This window comes from Mesorhizobium sp. WSM4850, from assembly GCF_055811735.1.
Genome location: NZ_JBVVPV010000029.1, coordinates 1 through 18,687 on the forward strand (window position 1 = coordinate 1; position 18,687 = coordinate 18,687).

Below are 18,687 nucleotides of genomic sequence, written 5' to 3' on the forward strand. Positions count from 1 at the left end.
CTCTTGCCGAAAATCTTCTGGCAGAAACCTCAATGTTCAGAAACACGCGAAATCAATGGGATGTAGGCGGCGCATACGGTACAGACGCCCGTTCTCATGCAGGTAGTTCACGAAAGTGTAGGCTGATCGCGGGTTTACCAGCGTGACCAAATCCTTGAAGTGGCTGACCTGGAGCTCCGAGAAATCGAATGCGCTGCCTGGGTGCCAGCGGAAGTCGACTTGCCGATCCAAGAACAGTGCCCCTTGCCCAATTTGCTCGTGCATCTGGCACGCAAGGCTCAAATTAGACGGCCCAGCCCCCACTCCAACGCAAGAGAGTTCCACTTGCCTTGCTCCTATAGGTGTTTCCCAATTAGGCGATGTTCACGGCGAATATCGGCCATGGCCATTGGGCTTACTGTCCATGCGGGCATTCTCGACCTCGGTGCTGCTGGATTTGCTAGAGTTTGATCGCGCTTTCGTATTGTCGGGTATGAAGCACCATGGATCCCGGCCAAGTGATGAGATCGACACTCATGTCCACGACTTGTGAGCGTGGACGGGATCGACGTATCTCCGCCCGCCTTGGATGATCGCGTCTCAGTCAGCGAGATGCTTTCCGACGTTATTCCGTGTTTTAATCGGGCGAAGTCGCCCGCCTCCACCATGATGCGCCGACCTTTGACCGACTTGGCTATCAGCGAGGGCGCGGTCTCGAATGCGGCGACAGCATTTTTCCCTGAGCCTGCTCATAGGAGGGCATCCGCTGATGTGTTCGGAAGATCCTCTGCATCAAACGTGCCAGAAGGAAACTTTCATGAAACAACGGTTAGCGGGTTTGTGATCCTGTCGGGTATCCGACAATGAGGGGGAAACCTTGCGCCGGTGGTCGATTTGCCGCGTCGCCGTCCTCTCGCCAGGAGCCGGTAGCTAATAGGGCAGCTCCGCATCGGAATTTTCTCTTAGGACGGCCAGCAACCCAGGTTCATGGACTGTGGCGCGGAAAAAGGCTCTTGCCACTCCTCGCGGCGGAAATCTGAAAAGACGCCTTCGGAAGCCGGGGGCCGCATGAGGTCTCTCCCGTCTTGCGGAAGATGGAGGCGAGATCCGGATTTTGAGACGCAGAATCCAGCTAAAGACGGTCACACAGCTATGTCGAGGCCGTGCCCCATCCTGCAGCACCACGAGCCTGACGGTGCTCGCGACCAGTGAGACGCATTCGGTCCGCAGCCTTGTCGAGGCTGCCTCCAGGCGGGTCGGGAAGGAGATATTCTGGGAAGGCGCGCAGGTGTTGACGAGTTGGGCCGCGAACGCCGGAATAACCAGGCGCTGATCCAAATAGACAAACGTTGTTTCGGGCCATTCGAGGTTGACCTGCTGATCGGTGATGCCTTCAAGGCGGCCATCAAGCTCGATTGGAAGCCGACGACTACTTTCGATGAGCTCGCCTCGTAAATGATCGAGGCCGACTCCCGCGCGTACGGGATCACGCTCGCGTGACTCGAAAAACGCAGTGATTTCGCCGGGCATTTGCAGTCCAAAGCAGCATTCGCCGGCCCGCCTCTCTCAGGCGGTCGGCCGGCACCCAGTCAGCACCCGGTCGTTTGGATCGGCAAATTCACACATCCTACAGAGCAGAAAACCATCCGCTCCGTTCATGCGATCGACGATTTCGCAAAAGACTGCGCTTTTAAAGAGATCGCCGTATTCGTCGCATAGAAGGTTGCCCAGTACGTGACGCCGCTCGAAATCCATGGAGCAGAGAGTAACCTCGCCGTTTGGAAGGAGAACATTCCGATACTGTCGTTCGTCCACGCATATCAGCCCTCCGACGACTGGCTGCCGTGGTTCTACAATCTTAGGATCTACGCTTCCACCCCTGCTGCTCACCGGTCGCGCGCGAACTAGGGCTTCGGCAGGGATAATGTCGGCGATATCGGGATGGGCCTCGCCCAAAACCACGAATCGAATTGATGGGATGTCGGCGTCGACGAGTTGCCCAACAAAATCGCGATACCTGTCTCCAACAAGGCGGCTATTCATGTGGGCGCCATCATCAAAAACATGAACCACGAATACCCCCAACCGCAGCGCCTGCAAGCGTTGTAGATCCCGCCCCTTCATTCCCACAAGTGTCGTGAAAATCCTGATGCCATGGCCTTTAGCGGAAGCGTGCTCGACCATTTCGGTGCAATCCGGATTGAGCCATGGCTCAGAATACCCGGCAAAACTAATGTCGACGGAGGTTGGTACGCGCGCCAGACAGCGCTTGAAATCTCCAAGACTAAGATACTTCGTATCAGATACTTTTCTTTGCCGGTCAGCGAACTTGTCCTGCGGACAATATGAACATCCCACGATGCATCCTGTGGTCGTCGTTATCTCCAAAACTCTGCCGGCTGGGATAGCAGAGCGCAGTTCCGGTAAAATCATTTGCTACTGACTCCCACTCGTCTGGTCATGCATAACGTCCAGCATGGTGTCTTTGGCTTCATGACACCGACGGTCAATACGTTCCGAATGAACCCAGCCATCTCCGACTGGGCAGCAGTCAACGGCCGGCTTCCTCAATCTGCCGAGCGAACTATCAACGAACTTTGGGCACATCGGCGCGGCAGCGCGGCGCAACCGCAATGTCGCGCGTCAGCCATTGCCAAAGGTGTAGCAGTGACCGTTGAGCGGGCGCGCCGCCGAGATGGCGTAGCAGACCATCATGTCCGAACCGGATAGATAGGTAACAGAATGGACTGATTGCATGGGTGACAGTTTTCTCCTTCGCCGGGAGGACCGGCGATGGTTTGGCGAGAGACTGGCATCATGGATGAGCGGCTTCGGTTTGTTGTGGAGTGCCTGGCGGGTGATGAGACGATGACGCAGCTTTGTGCTGACTTCGGCATATCGCGCAAGATCGGCTACAAATGGCTGGGACGGTACCGGGAGTTCGGCCCGGAAGGTCTGCACGACCGGCCGCGGGCGCCGCTCAATCATGGCCGGGCGACGGCGGTGGATCTGGTGGAGCGGATCGTTGCTTCGAAGGAGGCACATCCACTGTGGGGGCCGAAGAAGATCATGGCGCGGCTCAAGCGCACCGCTCCCGAGTTGGCCTGGCCGTCGGCCTCGACGGCTGGCGCGATCCTTGAGCGGCATGGGCTTGTCGGTCGGCGGCGCGCCCGCTGGAAGGCGGCGGGCAACGGACCATGGCCGCCAGCCGAGGAGCCGAACGCGGTGTGGACGGGCGACCACAAGGGCTGGTTCCGCACCCGTGACGGGTGGCGCTGCGAACCGTTGACGGTGATGGATGCGTCGTGCCGCTTCCTTTTGGCGCTCGAAGCGACGGGCTCGACGGCGGACGACGAGGCCTGGCCGGTGTTCGAGCGGCTGTTTGAGGAACATGGCTTGCCGGATCGGTTCAGAAGCGACAATGGCTCGCCTTTCGCGTCGGCCGGCGTCACCGGGCTGACGCCGCTGTCGGTGCGCTTTATCAAGCTCGGCATCACGCTGGAGCGGATCGCACCCGGCAAGCCGCAGCAGAACGGATGCCACGAGCGCTTCCACCTGACCATGCTGCCGCTGGCCAAGGCGCCGGAGGCCGACAGAACCGCCCAGGGCCAGGCTTTCGAAGCCTTCCGGCGCAGCTACAATGAGGAGCGTCCGCATGAGGCGCTGGCCATGGACACCCCGGCGCAGCATTACCGCTCCTCGTCGCGCGCCATGCCTGCGACACCGCCCGAGCCCGACTATCCGGCCGAGGCGGCGGTGCGCAGCGTGCGCCACAATGGCGAGATCAGGTGGAACGGTGGTTTCGTCTACGTTTCCAAGGCGCTGGCCGGCGAAGCGGTCGCCGCCATCGAAACCGAGGATGGTCAATGGGCGCTCAGCTTCCATGCCCACCCGCTCGGCATCCTCGACACCGGGCGCATGAAGCTTGTCCGCCGCAGCGCCGCGCCAATCAAACCGCATGGCGCTGCGGCGGACACGACAGGGGGAAAACTGTAACCCATGTATCCGGTTCAAAGTGTTACCCATCTATCAACTGGACAATCAATCGTCTCGCGCGTTCTCATGCGGTCAGCCCCCACTCAATGGTGCCGCATCTCCAGCAAAGGCCGTGCCAGCGCGGTTAGCCGCAGCAACTGCATGAGTAGGCTTCGAGAAACCTCTCGCCCAAGGCGGCCGGTTTTTTTGGACCAGACATGTTTTTTTGTCGCTGTCAGCTTTTGGACATGCCCTGCCGTTGGTTCCAGGATGCGCGCCTCAAACTTTCCACGACTGACCTCTCCGACCGCTGAAGATTGCGCGCTGATAGCGCACACCTGGCGCGTCGGCGCCTTGGTCGCACTGACCTATCGCGCGGCGGTGGACGACCGGATGCGCTTTGGAAAATCCAATACGGTCGGAGCCTACTTCGGGCTTACGCCCAAAATATCAATCCGGTGAAACCGATCGAGACGGTGGTGTAGCAAGGTCGGCGATACCATGGTGCGAACCGGGCGCTTTGAAGCGGCGCACATCATGCTCAAAGCGGGCAACCCGCTTCTCGAGCCTGAAAGACTGGGCGCTCTCCGTGGCGAAACGTCGGGCGCATGGAGCGCGCCAAGGTGGCCCTTGCCCGCTAGTTGGGCATCGTGCTCCATCGCATGTCGGTGGAAGCTACCGAATTCCGTTCAGCAAGGCTGCCAGTGATGGCATAGGAGATGAGGATTTGTGCGAGCCGAACGGCTCTCCTGAGGGTCCGCGTCGCCGGGACGAGAGCCTGGCAAAGTCGCGTGTAGTGCTGTGAATGCTTCGGCAAACCACGTGCTGTATTGCCCAGATAGATTGTGCTGCCGACCCAACGCGTCGATATTCTCGCGGCGAGCCTATCCTCGCTACGCAGCGCAAGTGTTAGACGCACACGCTCGTCGAGCGGGGACGATCTGCTCGCGCGTCCCCCTGATTACAGCCATCAAGGCGAGCGAACAATTGCAAGAGGCACAAGCTACCGGCGCCATCGATCGTAACGATTTGTCTTATTCGAGCTCGACTGGTGTGGCGTTCCAGTCGGGTGGGGTCTGCCTGAGAATGTTGCGAACGAAGAAGTCCAGGAGTTTGCGCTTAGTATAGATGCCTGGCGCGCCGTGATCGGCACCAGGCACATAGACCATGTCGAAATCTTTGCCCGCCTTGATGAGCCGGTCGGCAAGCTGGAACGTGGAGGACGGGTCGACATTGTGGTCCATTTCGCCGACGACGAGCATCAGCCTACCCTGCAGCCTGTAAGCATTGTCGATGGCGGAGGATTGGGAATATTCAATGCCGACTGGCCACCCCATCCACTGTTCGTTCCACCATATCTTGTCTATCCGGTTGTCGTAGCAGCCGCTGTTGGCGACCGCGACCTTATAGAATTCGGGATGGAAGAGCAGCGCGCCCACCGCGTTCTGGCCGCCTGCGGACCCGCCGAAAATGCCGACATTGGAGATATCGTACCACGGATACCTCGCGGCGGCCGCCTTGTGCCATAGAATGCGATCGGGAAAGCCTGCGTCCTTCAGATTTTTCCACGCGACGTCATGAAAGGCGCGCGAGCGGTTGTTGGTACCCATGCCATCGATCTGCACAACGACGAAGCCCAGCTGCGTGAGCGGCTCTGTCCGCCTTGAGAAGGATTTCGGGACGAAGGAGCCCTGGGGCCCGGCATAGATATTCTCCACCACCGGGTACTTCTTCTTCGGATCGAAATTGGCGGGCAGGTGAATCACGCCCCAGATGTCAGCCTTGCCGTCGCGCCCCTTGGCGTGGAAGCTGAGTGGAGGCTGCCAGCCGGCGGCGACGAGCTCGGACATGTCGGCGGTCTCCACCTGCATGAGCTTGGCATTATCGATGGCGCGGTAGAGCGTCATGCGGGGCGGTAGATCGATGCGTGACCAGAGATCGACGTAATAGCGGCCGTCAGGAGAGAACTCGATATGGTGATTGGCCGGCTCGGGCGTGAGCTCAGTCAGCCCCTTCCCGTCGAAGCCGATGCGGTAGCCATGGACGAAGTAGGGATCCTCCCCCGGGTGCATCCCGCTCGCCTCGAACCAGATCTGGCGCTTGACCGGATCGACATGGTTGACCGCCCGGACCACCCACTCACCGCAGGTGATCTGGTTCTTCAGCGCGCCCGTCCGGCCGTCGAACAGATACAGGTGCTCATGCCCGTCGCGCTCGGATGCCCAGATGATCTCCTTCCCGTCGTCGACATCGTAACGAAAGATTTTCCCGGCATCCTCCTGATCCATCACCAGAGGCTGGTAATCAACAAATGTCTTGCTGGTCTCGTCGATGATCGAGCGCGCACGGGCCGTGGCGGCGTCTACCTCGACCAGCCGATAGAGCTGATGCCCGCGCTGGTTATATTCGAAAGTAAAGCCGCGACCGTCCGCCCACCACCGGGGAGGGGAAAGTTCGAAGGGGTTCGAGAACAGGGCGTCGTCAATCGCGACCTGGCGCTGGCCGGCAATCTCGAACAGGACCGGCTGGGGCAGCGGAAGGACATCGCCCGGCTTGGGATAGACCAGTGTTGAATGTTCGCGCTGCAACTGGTCCGTCGACGAATCGAGGTAGTGGAGCTCCCGCTTGAAGCCGGGACGAACACGGTAGGCCGCGAGGTGGCGCGAGTCCGGCGACCAGCTCAGTGTCGAAAAGTCGTAGTAATTGCCCTCTGATCCATCCCGGCTCAGCGCAACATTCTGCAATCCGTCCTTGCTGCGCAGGAAAACATTGTGGTTCTTGATATAGGCGATCCATTTGCCGTCGGGCGACGCGCTGCAGTTGTCGGGGTCGTTCTGCGCCGGCGGCGTGTATAGGTGGCCGAGCGGCCAAAGTTCCGGGTCGTCCGAATCCAATGTGGTGCTGGTACAGTCATAGCTTACAAGGTCGCAGCTCCACCAGGTGTCTTCAATCTGGAAGTCGAGCCTGCGACCATCCTCGGTCAGGTCGAAACGCTCGAAGGGAAGATCGTCGGCCTGATACCGCTTATGGCTCGCCCCGTTTAGCGCCGCCGCCAGACGGGCCTGATCGAAGGGCGGCCGCTTCACGCCCGTGGCGACATCGACCAGCATGAACTGGCGCTTGCCGTGGCTAGTCCGGCGGTAGACGAAGGCTTCACCCCCAGTCAGCCAAAAAGGCATTTCGGGGAGATTGACAGTGAGTCCGCTATAGCGGTCGTTTATATTAAGTGCCCGCTCAAAATCGGCCGGCGCTGGCGGGGAATGTGCACCGTTCGAACCGTTGGGCAGCGTCTGAGTGGTTGCCGATCCCGATGCCCGCTGAACCAGTAGCCCGAGGGTCAAAGCGCCAATCTCGTCCATGTCTCTTACTTCTTTCGGTTTTCGGAATACGCATTTTGGATTTGGCTTCTCACGCCGGTCCGCAGCACCGCCGAGAGTCGCCTTGGAGGAGAGCCTCCAGGCGGGTGCAGCAGGGCCGCAGTCATCATCACAGAGAGTTCCTTGAGAACATCCAGGAACTGGTCGGGTGACCGATTCCAGAGTCGGCGTCCGCGCCAATAAGGGATCTTCGATGCCTACAATCAGGGAATTCTCAACGCCCGATCACACGTGACGATCACGGCCTCTTTCTTCTTCTGCATCTGGAAAGTCATGCTGTAGGACGCCGGATGTCGCGGCGGCAGAAATCATTGTGCACATGTCGACGCTCTCCGCATGAAGTCGGTCGGATGACACGAAGCAATATGCGCGCCAAAGGAAAAACCCGTTTAGATACAAGGCAACCGATCGAACCGGCTATGTCGCATGTCCGACATTCGTCGGGCGTCGGACAATGCCACCCGACATGTCGCGGGGCGTCAAATTGCCCCTCTTCCTCGACTGTGTGGCTAGACTTCTGACGGGCAACATGCGTGCTCTAGGGAGTACTGCCCTAAGGGGCTCCTTCATAACCGGAGCCCTTCTCGCGGAGAAGTCCTGATCGCTAACGTGCTCGAATGGGAGCCCCCAGCCAGCCAATCCTCGTCGACGAAAGACCCCTCCGTAATCCCGCCCGCACCGAGGAGGCCCTTGAGGAAAATGCCAGTCGGATTGTGGATGGCATTGAAAAATACTTCCTCCGAGTGCGCATCGAGATGGTCATAGGTGAGTCACGAGAGCAGCGACATGCCGCTGGAATCGTAAAGGTTCTTCGATGCTTCGCCGGTACTGTACCAGTAGCGTGAGTCCACCCTCGAACGAAAAGACTCAGGCCGCCCCGGCTACCGACGCAGACTCGGCGATCACCGGCACCTCGGCAGCGGTGGCGCCCGCCGTCAGGCCAAAAAGCGCCACCTATGTCAAAAACAGTCGCCGCATCTTACCGGCACATCGCATGCCGACGACCTACCTCGAGTCCGCGGCCGGTGGTATCGCGCCCCGGAATCGCACGTACTCCCGCGTATCAGGATGTCTCGGCACCATGCTGTCTCTCCTCTACTCATGCGTCTGCAGCTATTTGCGCATGTTCCGTGCCAAATCTGAAATTATTCGGTTTCAATAGGATAGCTGCAAACCGCCGTGGCCATACCCGACATTGTTAGACTGCAGAAAAAGCGGAATGCGGGGGCGTGCCTTGCTGAGTGGCGTAAGTCGGCGGTGACGAAGCCGCTCGCGAGCGCGCCTCAACAGCGCTGAAGCGAGCGAGCAGCGTGTCGGTGGTCATCGATGCTCCCCGGCAGGGTCGGGTTGCTGATCTTCAACCTGAGTCGAAGGAGCCACCGATGAGACCACATGATGGACCAACGCTCCTCGTGGAGAAGACCCCTACGCTAAATTCGAGCTTTCTGAACGGCACTGCACGGCGGCTCTTCGTTCAGCTCAAGCGGCTCCGGCCAATTGCCGAATACGGGGTGGGCGGTCATGCATCTGTTCGAGCGGGAATGCTCGATGCAGCACCGTTCCACTGCGAGTCGCCTGGCGGCCATCTCCCTTCCCGGCCAACCGAACCGCTCCTGACTCCTCTGCTCGTAGCGATCCTGGCCTGCCGATCGAGGAAGCCCACCTCGCCGATCACCATCGTCTCCAGGCCTTCACCAGCTCGCACTCAAATTCCAACGCTCTCAGGTGCTCGCGGCCAGTTCGAGGCACATCCTATCCCATTTGCGCGGCAGTAGCGCTCAATCCTCTTCCGCACGAGCAACATATCGTCTCACCGCGAGGGCTTTGCGTTCGGTCCTGTCCAATGTCCGACAATATCGGATACGCAACGTAGCTGAGGCGAATTCATCACCTTGCGTTTGAACGGTTTTCACACTTGGCACGGTACATGCGCCGTGATTCGCAGACACGTCGCGGACCAAGGAGAAATCGTTCCATGATCACCTCGCCGAAAGCTGCCGCCGCGGGTCTCCCGGATCCAGCCAACGATGACGCTCAACTGAGGCCCGGCAACATGAAAACGGTTGCTCATCCGGCTCGGCGCCGCCCGCCCATCCACCTTCTCCCACCATGGGGTAGACTGAGACGCAGCGCCTTCAAAGTGAGGAACAATCACTTTGCCGCGAACCTTTCCTCCCGTTCTGCCACCACCGCCACCGTCGATGAAACTTTGGCCTGGCTGGCTGCGCAGGATAGTTGCGGCGGCCGCGCTCCATGATCCAAAACCGAAGCTTTGGGAATTCAGTTCCTGCCCCGCTTAGTTCCTATTTGTGTGTGCTATTCTGCCATGCGCCTAATGAGATTGTCCCACCTGCTGACCGCTCCTAACGTGGTTGTGATCAAAGCCAAGAGCTAGCAGTCAACAGGAGTGACCATCAAGAACATTATGAGCTTATCCATCCCTATGACCCAGAGGCTGTGGCGGCCTCCACGGAAAAGGCATTTCGCATGTCGCCAGAGGAACGGAAAGACCGTTGGAGCGCAATGAAGAACAGTCTCCACGGCCACGATATCCTATCGATGGTGCCACGGCTTCTCGCAAAGCTCTAGGCGGCGGACTTGCCAGCATGAGGCTGATCGCGACCAAGTGAATCAGGGCAGCATTCCGGCCTCGCCGAGGCGTGGTTAATGTGCTGTGGTAACCCCGATGGCGAAGACCGCAGACCAACTACCCAGGTCGGTTGTAGCCGATTGTGCTGGCACGGGAGCGACGAACTTGCGGCTGCGGCCCCTCGTCAAACTAGTTGAGCCGATCCGCAATAAGGGCTCTCGTCGCCGGGTCCGTCGGTGTCGAGCATTCGACTGTCATCGCTTCGCTGATCGAGACCCCGTGTATTGAATATGTCGACCCACCCGGTTGGCGACATCGCTGATGTGCTAAGCAGCATCGACCTACACCGCACGCCAGATCTCAAGACGTTAGCTTGAGCACATTCCATATTAAAACAAGAGGAAAAAGACATGGGTGAGCTCTCTTGCAGTCGGCAGGTTCCTTCAAACGAGCGGCCACGACTGATTGTCGAGGGCGCTCACGCCGCACGGCAACATCAAATGCTGGCATCCATTGACCTGAATTTACTGTTGTCTCTTGAGGCGCTGCTGGAGCACCGCAACGTCACGCATGCGGCTCGGCACGTGCGCTTGAGCCAACCGTCGATGAGCCGAGCGTTGACAAGGCTGCGTGGCATTTTCAATGACGATCTTTTGGTTCGCGGCTCGAGCGGCTTGGTCCCGACGCCGCAGGCCGAACGGTTGGCCCGAATGCTGCCGCCGGTGTTGGATGCGCTCCGCGGGATGTTGAACCGCCAGGGGGGATGGCGATTAAAGACAATAATGCCGATACCCGACCATCAAGCCCTGATCTTGCTGCCGCCTCTCCTACCCCTGCTGCGCGAGCACGCGCCAAATCTCGACATCGTCACCGGCTCGTTTCTACGAATATTTAATACAATGAAGGCATGAACTGCATGGGCAAATGATCGATCAGATCGGGGTCAGGAAAACCAGAGTCAAGTTGAGAGCCCACGCAAGCTCGCTTTGCTGATTTGGACCTGATCCGCGCATCACCATACCGGCCCGCGGCACATGGAACGGCCGCAAATCAAGGCCTGACACATGACCGCACTCGATCACATGTCCAATGCTTCAGGTTCCTCCTTGCAAAATGGCTGGCATCCACACAAGAACTTGACGCACACAACTGCAGTTCGCGGCGGCGCTGTGGATCAACTACGCCCTTCAATTGTGTCGGCGGGCGCGTGGTCACGATGCAGTTCGCAACCGGGATGGCACATCGAAATTCGCCGCGTTTGGTGCGATGTAGGCTGCGGCCATCGCGACCAGTTCCTCTGCAGCCTTAAGATCAGCGCGATATTTTCAAGCGGTAGAGCAACTCGCCGACTTCGAAGCGCGTAGTGTCATAGACGTCGTGCCCGTCTCGTTCACGCCGAGATAGACACTTCCCGTCGTGTGGATGTCGAGCGCATGTCCGTCTACCCAACTGCCTCTAATCTGTCTCAAGCGTCCCGCATCGTTCTCCAACAGGTTGGCGATCAGATCGCGGCTGATCTCACGGCCAAAAGAAGCTCGACAGCTCACTGCGGGTGATCGGCTGGAAATAGGCGATCGTCATCAGCACCAGCGCCTCCGATTGCGACAGATCGCTGCTCTGTTCGCTCTCGCCTGACGCGACATGAATGGCATCGGCGTAGGCCGGCTACGGTGCTGCCAGCCGCCGGCGATCGCGACCAGATCGTAGGGCAGGCCGCGCAGCTCCTCGCGAATGTCGTCAATGAGCAGCTCGATGCCCCAATTCTTGCCGACGATGCGGGCGAGCGTCTCGCGGCCGACCGGCTCGCTCGCAGCAAAAATCATCGCTTCCACCCGGTGCATCCATTCGCGCCAGCGCGCCTCTGCCGGCAAGTGTTCCAGCTCGCGATCGAACAACTCTTCCTCCGCCGTCCGCCCTCTTCGTTTCGGGGGACGCGTCGCCTATCGCATGGCGCTTGACCATCCTGACCGTATCAACCGGCTCGCCGTGCTCGACGTCCTGCCGACGGAGACAACGTGGGAGAGGCCGACGCGAGGCTCGTATTGGCATTCTGGCCATGGTCGCTGCTGGCGCAGCCCGAGCCGTTGCCCGAGCGCATCGTGTCCGCAGCCGCCGATGCCATCATTGATAATGCGCTCGGAGAATGGGGCTCGTCGCCCGACGCATTTTCCGCTGAAGTCCAAGCAGCCTATGTCGACGCCTTCGCGATCCCTACCACGTCCATGCAATCTGCGAGAAACATCGAGCGGCAGCGACAATCGACCGCGAGCACGACAGGGCGGATTGGGCCGGCGGCCGCCGGATTCCCCTGCTCGCCGTTTGGAGCGCCAACGGACCAATCGATACCTGGTATGCCGCAGAAGGCGGACCGATCGCGCTCTGGCGGGCCTGGGCGGATGACGTTCAAGGCAAGAAGCTTGAAGGCGGCCACTTTTTCCCGGAAGGGATTCCCGAACAGACGGCCGACGCTCTCGGCCGCTTCTTTAGCAATTAAAGCCGATAGGCAGAGGTGTCGAATTTGCTCATTGACACCATGCCTTTCCCGCAATTAGTCTCCGCGCCCATGAAGATGACACTCATTCTCGTAGTAGGAAAGCGCGTGGGCAAGGCGGTGTAACCGCCGGGCGAAAACCTCCCATGCGCTACACACAGGCTCCCTCGGGGGCCTTTTTATTGCCTGAAACAAGACTAAACGACCAGCAATCGCCGCAGGCGACAAGAACGGGACAGACCGATGAGCAACCGACAGGACGAAACCGGACGGCGTGAAATGACCGGCGCCGAAATGGTCGTGCAGGCGCTGAAGGACAATGGCGTCAAGCATCTCTTCGGCTATCCCGGCGGCGCGGTTCTCCCGATTTATGACGAGCTCTTTCAGCAAGACGACGTCCAACACATTCTGGTGCGCCACGAGCAGGGCGCCGGCCATGCCGCCGAGGGCTATGCACGCTCGACCGGCAAGGCCGGCGTGATGCTGGTGACGTCTGGGCCCGGGGCGACCAATGCGGTGACGCCGCTGCAGGACGCGCTGATGGATTCGATCCCGCTGGTCTGCATCACCGGTCAGGTTCCGACCTCGCTGATCGGCTCGGACGCGTTCCAGGAATGTGACACGATCGGCATCACGCGGCCCTGCACCAAGCACAACTGGCTGGTGAAGGACGTCAACGAACTGGCGGGCATCCTGCACGAGGCGTTTCATGTCGCCACGACCGGCCGGCCCGGGCCGGTGGTCGTCGACGTGCCGAAAGACGTTCAGTTCGCCAGGGGCATGTACACGCCGCCGCAGACGGCGCCGCGCACCAGCTACCAGCCCAAGGTCCAGGGCGACCTCGACAAGATCAAGGCCGCGGTGGCGCTGATGATGGAGGCCAAGAGCCCGGTCATCTATTCCGGCGGCGGCGTCATCAATTCGGGCGCGGAAGCGAGCCCCCTGCTGCGCGAACTGGTCGACCTGACCGGCTTTCCCATCACCTCGACCCTGATGGGTCTCGGCGCTTATCCGGCCAGCGGCAAGAACTGGCTTGGCATGCTCGGCATGCACGGCACCTACGAAGCCAATATGGCGATGCACGATTGCGACGTGATGATCTGCATCGGCGCGCGCTTCGACGACCGCATTACCGGGCGGCTGAACGCGTTCTCGCCAAACTCGAAAAAGATCCACATCGACATCGATCCGTCGTCGATCAACAAGAACGTCCGCGCCGACGTGCCGATCATCGGCGATGTCGGCCGCGTGCTGGAAGACATGGTGCGGCTGTGGCGCGCGACGGCAAGGGCCGACAAGAAGCCGCTCCATCCGTGGTGGGAGCAGATCGCCCGCTGGCGCGCCCGCGATTCATTGGCCTACACGCCCAACGACGAGGTGATCATGCCACAATATGCGGTGCAGCGGCTCTCCGAGCTGACCAAACATCTCGACACCTACATCACCACCGAGGTCGGCCAGCACCAGATGTGGGCTGCGCAGTATTTCCATTTCGAGAAGCCGAACCGCTGGATGACTTCAGGTGGGCTGGGTACGATGGGTTACGGCCTTCCGGCGGCTTTGGGCGTGCAGATCGCGCATCCGGACTCGCTGGTCATCGACATTGCCGGCGACGCCTCGGTGCAGATGACGATCCAGGAGATGAGTTGCGCGGTTCAGTTCGAAGCGCCGATAAAAATCTTCATCCTGAACAATCAGTATATGGGCATGGTGCGGCAGTGGCAGCAGCTGCTGCACGGCAACCGGCTGTCGCACTCCTACACCGAGGCGATGCCGGACTTCGTCAAGCTGGCGGAGGCCTATGGCGGCCACGGCATTGGCTGCGAAAAGCCCGGCGATCTCGACGACGCGATCAGGGAGATGATCTCGGTCAAGAAGCCGGTGATCTTCGACTGCCGCGTCGCCGCGCTGGCAAACTGCTTCCCGATGATCCCGTCCGGCAAGGCGCATAACGAGATGCTGCTGCCCGACGAGGCCACGAACGAGGTGGTTGCCAACGCGATCGACGCGAAGGGCAGGGAGCTGGTGTAAGTTGGCGGACGCGATTCCTGCTCGCCGTCGTGCGCCGTCACTGGGATGTCGAGAATGGCCTGCACTGGCAGCTCGACGAGGTCTTCTGCGAGGACGACTGCCGGACCAGAAAGGATCACGGCCCCGAAAACCTCGCTTGGCGCTTCTGCCTTAATACCTTTCGAACGGACAGCAAAAAGGACACCATGCGTGGCAAAATGATGCGTGCAGGCTGGAACGATGCTTATCTCTTCCAACTCATGACTCAAATGCGATAGCCCTGCCCCGTGTGGGGGGAGATTGGCCGTCATCGCTGCTTTCGCCAATCTCCAAGGCTGAAGTTTGGAGCCGCCAGTGAAGCTGCCGATCTCCCCTTGCGGGGAGATGGCCGGCATGCCAGAGGGGGGCGCTGTCACGCCAGCGTTAGATCACGTTCAATTCCCTGAATGCCCGCCCTTCAGCGACTCGGCTGTACCCAAACGCCGAGCAGTCCACCGTGCGGTAGCCGCCATGCACGATCAGCTCGGTCAGCGCCTTGCCGACCGCCGGCGCCTGCTGCAGGCCGTGGCCGGAAAAACCGTTGGCGAACAGGAAATTCCCGACCTGCGGATGCGGGCCGATCACCGCGTTCTGGTCGAGCGTGTTGTAGTCGTAATGACCGGCCCAGGCGCGCGTCGGCTTGATCGCCTCGAAGGCCGGAATGCGGGTCGCCAGCACCGGCCAGATTACCTCTTCGAACAGCGGCCAGTCGGGTTCGAAATCGCTGGGATCGGCGGGGCCGTCGCCGTCTCCCGGCTCGGCCCCGCCGGTGATGTAGACCGAGCCTTCCGGCCGGACATAGATGCCTGAGGGATCGACCAGCAGCGGCATGTCGTCATATTTCTCGCGCGCCTCGAAGATGAAGACATTGCGCTTGCGCGGTTCCACCGGCAGCACCAGTCCGGCCATTGCCGAGACTTTTCCGGCATTCGGCCCGGCGGCGTTGACGACGATGCCGGCGTCGAGCCTTTCGCCATTGTCGAGGCTGACGCCGGTGACACGGTCGCCCTGCCGTTCGATGCCGGTCACGTCGGCGGTGATGAAATCGATCTTTTTGTCGCGCAACGCCTTGCGGAACAGCATCAGCATGGCATGCGCGTCGAACCAGCCCTCGCCGCTGCGGCCATAGGCGCCGGCGGTGATGCCCTCGGCCGACAGCCATGCAAACCGGCGGACGAGCGCCTCCGCATCCTCAAGCACGATGTCGGCGCCCTCGGCCAACTGCGTCTGGTGGTTGCCCTCAAGAATCGGCAACCCGTTCTCGCCGGCAAGGATGAGGTAGCCGCCTTCGCGAAAGCCGATATCGGCGTCGGCCCCGAACTCTGCCGTCAGCCGCCGGAACAGTTTCAGCGTGAACTGCGACAGCCGGATGTTTTCCGGAATCGAAAACTGCTGGCGGATCGAAGCGCAGGACAGCGTCGTCGCCGCATGGGCGAACTGCGGGTCGCGCTCGACCAGCGCGATCGAGCCCGAAAATCCTTCCGCGCGCAGATAATAGGCGATCGAGGAGCCGACGATGGCTCCGCCGATGATGACGACGTCGTAGCGCACTTTTCGCTTCTCCAGTTCCAGAGCATGATCCCGAAAGACGGTTTTCGGATCAGGCTCCAATTCATGCAGCCGGCAGGAAGATCTCGAAGCGCGTGCCGCGCTCGGAGTCAACCAGGCGGATCGTGCCATCATGCGCTATCAGGAGGGCCAGCACGATGCCGAGGCCCATGCCGGTGCCGCCGCAATCGCGGCGCGTGGTGAAGAATGGCTCAAAGATGCGTGCCCGGTTGCTCGGCGAGATGAGGAGGGCAAAAGCCTGTCCTCGTTGGGCTCAAGGTCGGCAACATCGACAGCGGACGCCAAACCCACGCCAAGGGCGAGAAGGACGCGTGTGATGCTGTCGCGCAGCTTTTCCGGATGTTACGGCGGCTTCTAGCGGCTACCTCCACCACAGGATTTGGCTTTTTCAAACGGGCGCGGCTCGTTCTTCGAGGGGCTAACATGGGATGACATCTCACAAATGCGTTCGAAAACTTCCCATGCATGAGGCGTGCCGGAAAAGAAGTCTGCCCAAGCAATGAGTTCTCGAATTCCAGCTCGTCCGGAACCCGACATTGTCGGATAACCGACGATCTGGGCAGATGGATGCTCGCGGCAGTGATCCTTCCACACCGCAGGCCGGGCAGGGTCAGGTCAGGCATCCACGGGCTGGCCCTTCGCGGCAGCATGGTAGGCCAGATATTTTCACTGCGTCGAAATACGGTCGGCCACCTGTTTGGCATCATGCCAGGCGCCCCAGAAGAAGCTGGACCCTCTTTGCGACTGCCAAGGTAAACCCAGGCAATAGAGCCGGGCTGGCTCGAGACGCCACGGTGGTGCCTTGGCCGGCCCTTCTCGTCGAAGGCGTCGACCTTCAGCCAGCTGTAGTCGACAGCAAAGCCTGTCGCCCAGACGATCGCCGCTATCCCGGCCTCGGCCAGGTCGAGCTCGCGGACCGGATTGGTCACGCATTCCGGATCCTGGTCGACCCGACGGGCCGCGGGCTCTTCCGAGAGGTCGAGACGGTTGCGAGCAACATAGGCGTCGGCTTCATCCAGCAGCGACATCAAGCTTACGTCGCCGAGGGCAATGTTTTTCGCGAGATCGGGCGCGAAGCTCATCACGCCGTCCTGGTACTTGCTTGTCATACCGAGGAGCGTAAGCCCCTGCGCGGCCAGACGACCGAAGTCGATCGTCTCGCCGCCGCGCGCGCCGCTCACCGCGACCGTGACGTGTTCGGTGCCGGGTCCCGGGGTCTCGGCGTCCCACTTGCCGAGGACGCCCAGCCACCATTAGAAATCGCGCCCGCGATAGGCCCGCGGCGGGCGATCGTGACTGGGATCTGGAAAGGTCCGGTCGCGGCGACGATGCTGTTGGCTTCGATCACGCCGTCCGGCGTCTCGACGCGGAATCCGGGCCGCCCGACATTTCTTTGCCCGAGTTGACCTCCACGCCGTAGCGGATCGCGCATTGATTTGCTTTGCATAAGCGACAAAATAGTCGGCGACCTCCTCCTTTGGAGGCAAAGTCATCGGGACCGGTCCCCGGAAACTCCATGCCCGGGAACCGGTCATACCAGGCCGGGCCATTGGCAACGAGGGAGTCCCACCGCTGCGAGCGCCAGCGTTCGGCAATGCGGCCGCGTTCAAGAATTAGATGAGGCACCCTGCACTTGCTCAGGTGCTCGCTCATAGCCACTCCCGCTTGGCCGCCGCCGACGACAAGCGTGTCCACTTTTCAAGAGTCATATCGTTCCTTTTCTTCCTGCCCAGGTGTCTGCGAATGCGGCGGCGGTCTGATTCTCGATTTACTGAATGGACCCAAATGCGCAAATTAGCATTTCCTGTGCCAAGGGTTAGCCTGTCCCTAATGTTCGGAGGGATTGCCGATGATGTGCAACGGACGGGATGTCCCGGATCAGCACCATTGGAGAAAAGTGATCGAACGGATGTCTGAATTTTTTGCCGTTCCCGCTCAGATCCTTTGTTCCTAACGTCGGCGTGCGTTGCCGACGCCGTTGTCTTCGGCGATCTCTACCCAAGAAGATCCCGTGGGGGGCCTTCGGGAAATTCGTCTCGGTCATTGGTTTGGTTGAAAGTAGGGGCCCTGTCGGGTGAGGAGGGGCACCGGCAGGCGCGCCGCGCCTAAGTCGACCCGGATGGCGACCTAACAGCGATGGAGGCTGTAGAGACGTCGACACGGCCGCACAGCAGCTGGCGCACACACGACCGAATTGATCCTATCCCGATCCCGCCTCTCTCACCCGCCTCCTCTTCGGGCTAAGGCTTGAGTTTGATGACCGGCTCCATCACTGCGAAGACCGCGTCGTCCGGTAGGTGGCACTTGATATTATGGCTACCGGCAGCATTCGGACGGGCGGAACCTCGCGCTCACAAATTTCTCTGGGAACCAGATGCTTGCGCGGACAGCGCGTCTGGAAGGGGCAGCCGCTCGGCGGATCCATCGCCGAGGAAATGTGGCTTTCGAGCACAATGTGTTTCTTGACCACACAGGTGTCGGCAATCGGGATCGCCGACAAAAGTGCATCGGTATAGGGGTGGTAGGGCGGCGACAATGTCTGCTCGACGATGTGGCCGAGATACGTGACCACCACACGGTTGGCGGTTTGGCATCTTGAATGTTCAGATGATTGGCCACCCGTGGGCCGCCGCAGTGCCATGCGCACTGCTCGGCGG

9 protein-coding genes and 5 pseudogenes are annotated in these 18,687 nt (G+C 60.4%); 4 read left to right on the forward strand and 10 right to left on the reverse strand.

Annotation, left to right across the window (positions count from 1 at the left end; all coding sequences use genetic code 11):
- Nucleotides 1–36: 36 nt before the first annotated feature.
- The 3 genes from AC0L2Z_RS23390 to AC0L2Z_RS23400 all read right to left on the reverse strand — a co-directional run bounded on the left by AC0L2Z_RS23390 (nucleotide 37) and on the right by AC0L2Z_RS23400 (nucleotide 2,412).
- Nucleotides 37–264 carry a SidA/IucD/PvdA family monooxygenase gene (locus AC0L2Z_RS23390; protein WP_473629440.1) on the reverse strand — a complete coding sequence of 76 codons (228 nt, stop codon included), beginning with the start codon at nucleotides 262–264 and terminating at the stop codon, nucleotides 37–39.
- 645 nt (nucleotides 265–909) lie between these two features.
- Nucleotides 910–1,509 (reverse strand): hypothetical protein, encoded by a 600-nt coding sequence (locus AC0L2Z_RS23395; RefSeq protein WP_473629441.1) that lies wholly within the window; start codon nucleotides 1,507–1,509, stop codon nucleotides 910–912.
- A gap of 36 nt (nucleotides 1,510–1,545) precedes the next feature.
- A complete protein-coding gene (locus AC0L2Z_RS23400; RefSeq protein ID WP_473629442.1) occupies nucleotides 1,546–2,412 on the reverse strand; it encodes a radical SAM/SPASM domain-containing protein in 867 nt (288 codons plus the stop codon).
- 360 nt (nucleotides 2,413–2,772) lie between these two features.
- Here AC0L2Z_RS23400 and AC0L2Z_RS23405 point away from each other — a divergent pair, with 360 nt between their 5' ends.
- A complete protein-coding gene (locus AC0L2Z_RS23405) occupies nucleotides 2,773–3,975 on the forward strand; it encodes an integrase core domain-containing protein (RefSeq protein WP_287223442.1) in 1,203 nt (400 codons plus the stop codon).
- A gap of 324 nt (nucleotides 3,976–4,299) precedes the next feature.
- Nucleotides 4,300–4,592: pseudogene (locus AC0L2Z_RS23410) on the forward strand (transposase); the annotation flags it as partial.
- 396 nt (nucleotides 4,593–4,988) lie between these two features.
- Here AC0L2Z_RS23410 and AC0L2Z_RS23415 read toward each other — a convergent pair.
- A complete protein-coding gene (locus tag AC0L2Z_RS23415; protein WP_473629469.1) occupies nucleotides 4,989–7,313 on the reverse strand; it encodes a S9 family peptidase in 2,325 nt (774 codons plus the stop codon).
- Nucleotides 7,314–10,421: 3,108 nt separating this feature from the next.
- Between AC0L2Z_RS23415 and AC0L2Z_RS23420 the strand changes: the two are divergent.
- Nucleotides 10,422–10,805 (forward strand): annotated as a pseudogene (locus tag AC0L2Z_RS23420) (LysR family transcriptional regulator); the annotation flags it as partial.
- Nucleotides 10,806–11,501: 696 nt separating this feature from the next.
- Here the strand turns inward: AC0L2Z_RS23420 and AC0L2Z_RS23425 are convergent.
- Complete coding sequence (locus tag AC0L2Z_RS23425) at nucleotides 11,502–11,816, reverse strand: SMC-Scp complex subunit ScpB (RefSeq protein ID WP_348626653.1); 315 nt, start codon at nucleotides 11,814–11,816, stop codon at nucleotides 11,502–11,504.
- A gap of 293 nt (nucleotides 11,817–12,109) precedes the next feature.
- Nucleotides 12,110–12,469: a hypothetical protein gene (locus AC0L2Z_RS23430; RefSeq protein ID WP_156768484.1), complete on the reverse strand. Its 360-nt coding sequence runs from the start codon at nucleotides 12,467–12,469 to the stop codon at nucleotides 12,110–12,112.
- A gap of 186 nt (nucleotides 12,470–12,655) precedes the next feature.
- Between AC0L2Z_RS23430 and AC0L2Z_RS23435 the strand changes: the two genes are divergently transcribed.
- On the forward strand, nucleotides 12,656–14,443 hold the full coding sequence (locus AC0L2Z_RS23435; RefSeq protein WP_473480568.1) for an acetolactate synthase 3 large subunit: 1,788 nt from the start codon (nucleotides 12,656–12,658) through the stop codon (nucleotides 14,441–14,443).
- Nucleotides 14,444–14,845: 402 nt separating this feature from the next.
- Here AC0L2Z_RS23435 and AC0L2Z_RS23440 read toward each other — a convergent pair whose 3' ends face one another.
- The 4 genes and pseudogenes from AC0L2Z_RS23440 to AC0L2Z_RS23455 form a co-directional block, all read right to left on the reverse strand.
- Nucleotides 14,846–16,012 (reverse strand): NAD(P)/FAD-dependent oxidoreductase, encoded by a 1,167-nt coding sequence (locus AC0L2Z_RS23440; protein ID WP_473629443.1) that lies wholly within the window; start codon nucleotides 16,010–16,012, stop codon nucleotides 14,846–14,848.
- 61 nt (nucleotides 16,013–16,073) lie between these two features.
- A pseudogene (locus AC0L2Z_RS23445) lies at nucleotides 16,074–16,253 on the reverse strand (ATP-binding protein); the annotation flags it as partial.
- A 443-nt stretch (nucleotides 16,254–16,696) separates the two neighbouring features.
- Nucleotides 16,697–17,683 (reverse strand): annotated as a pseudogene (locus tag AC0L2Z_RS23450) (NAD(P)/FAD-dependent oxidoreductase).
- Nucleotides 17,684–18,270: 587 nt separating this feature from the next.
- A pseudogene (locus AC0L2Z_RS23455) lies at nucleotides 18,271–18,614 on the reverse strand (oligopeptide/dipeptide ABC transporter ATP-binding protein); the annotation flags it as partial.
- Nucleotides 18,615–18,687: the final 73 nt, after the last annotated feature.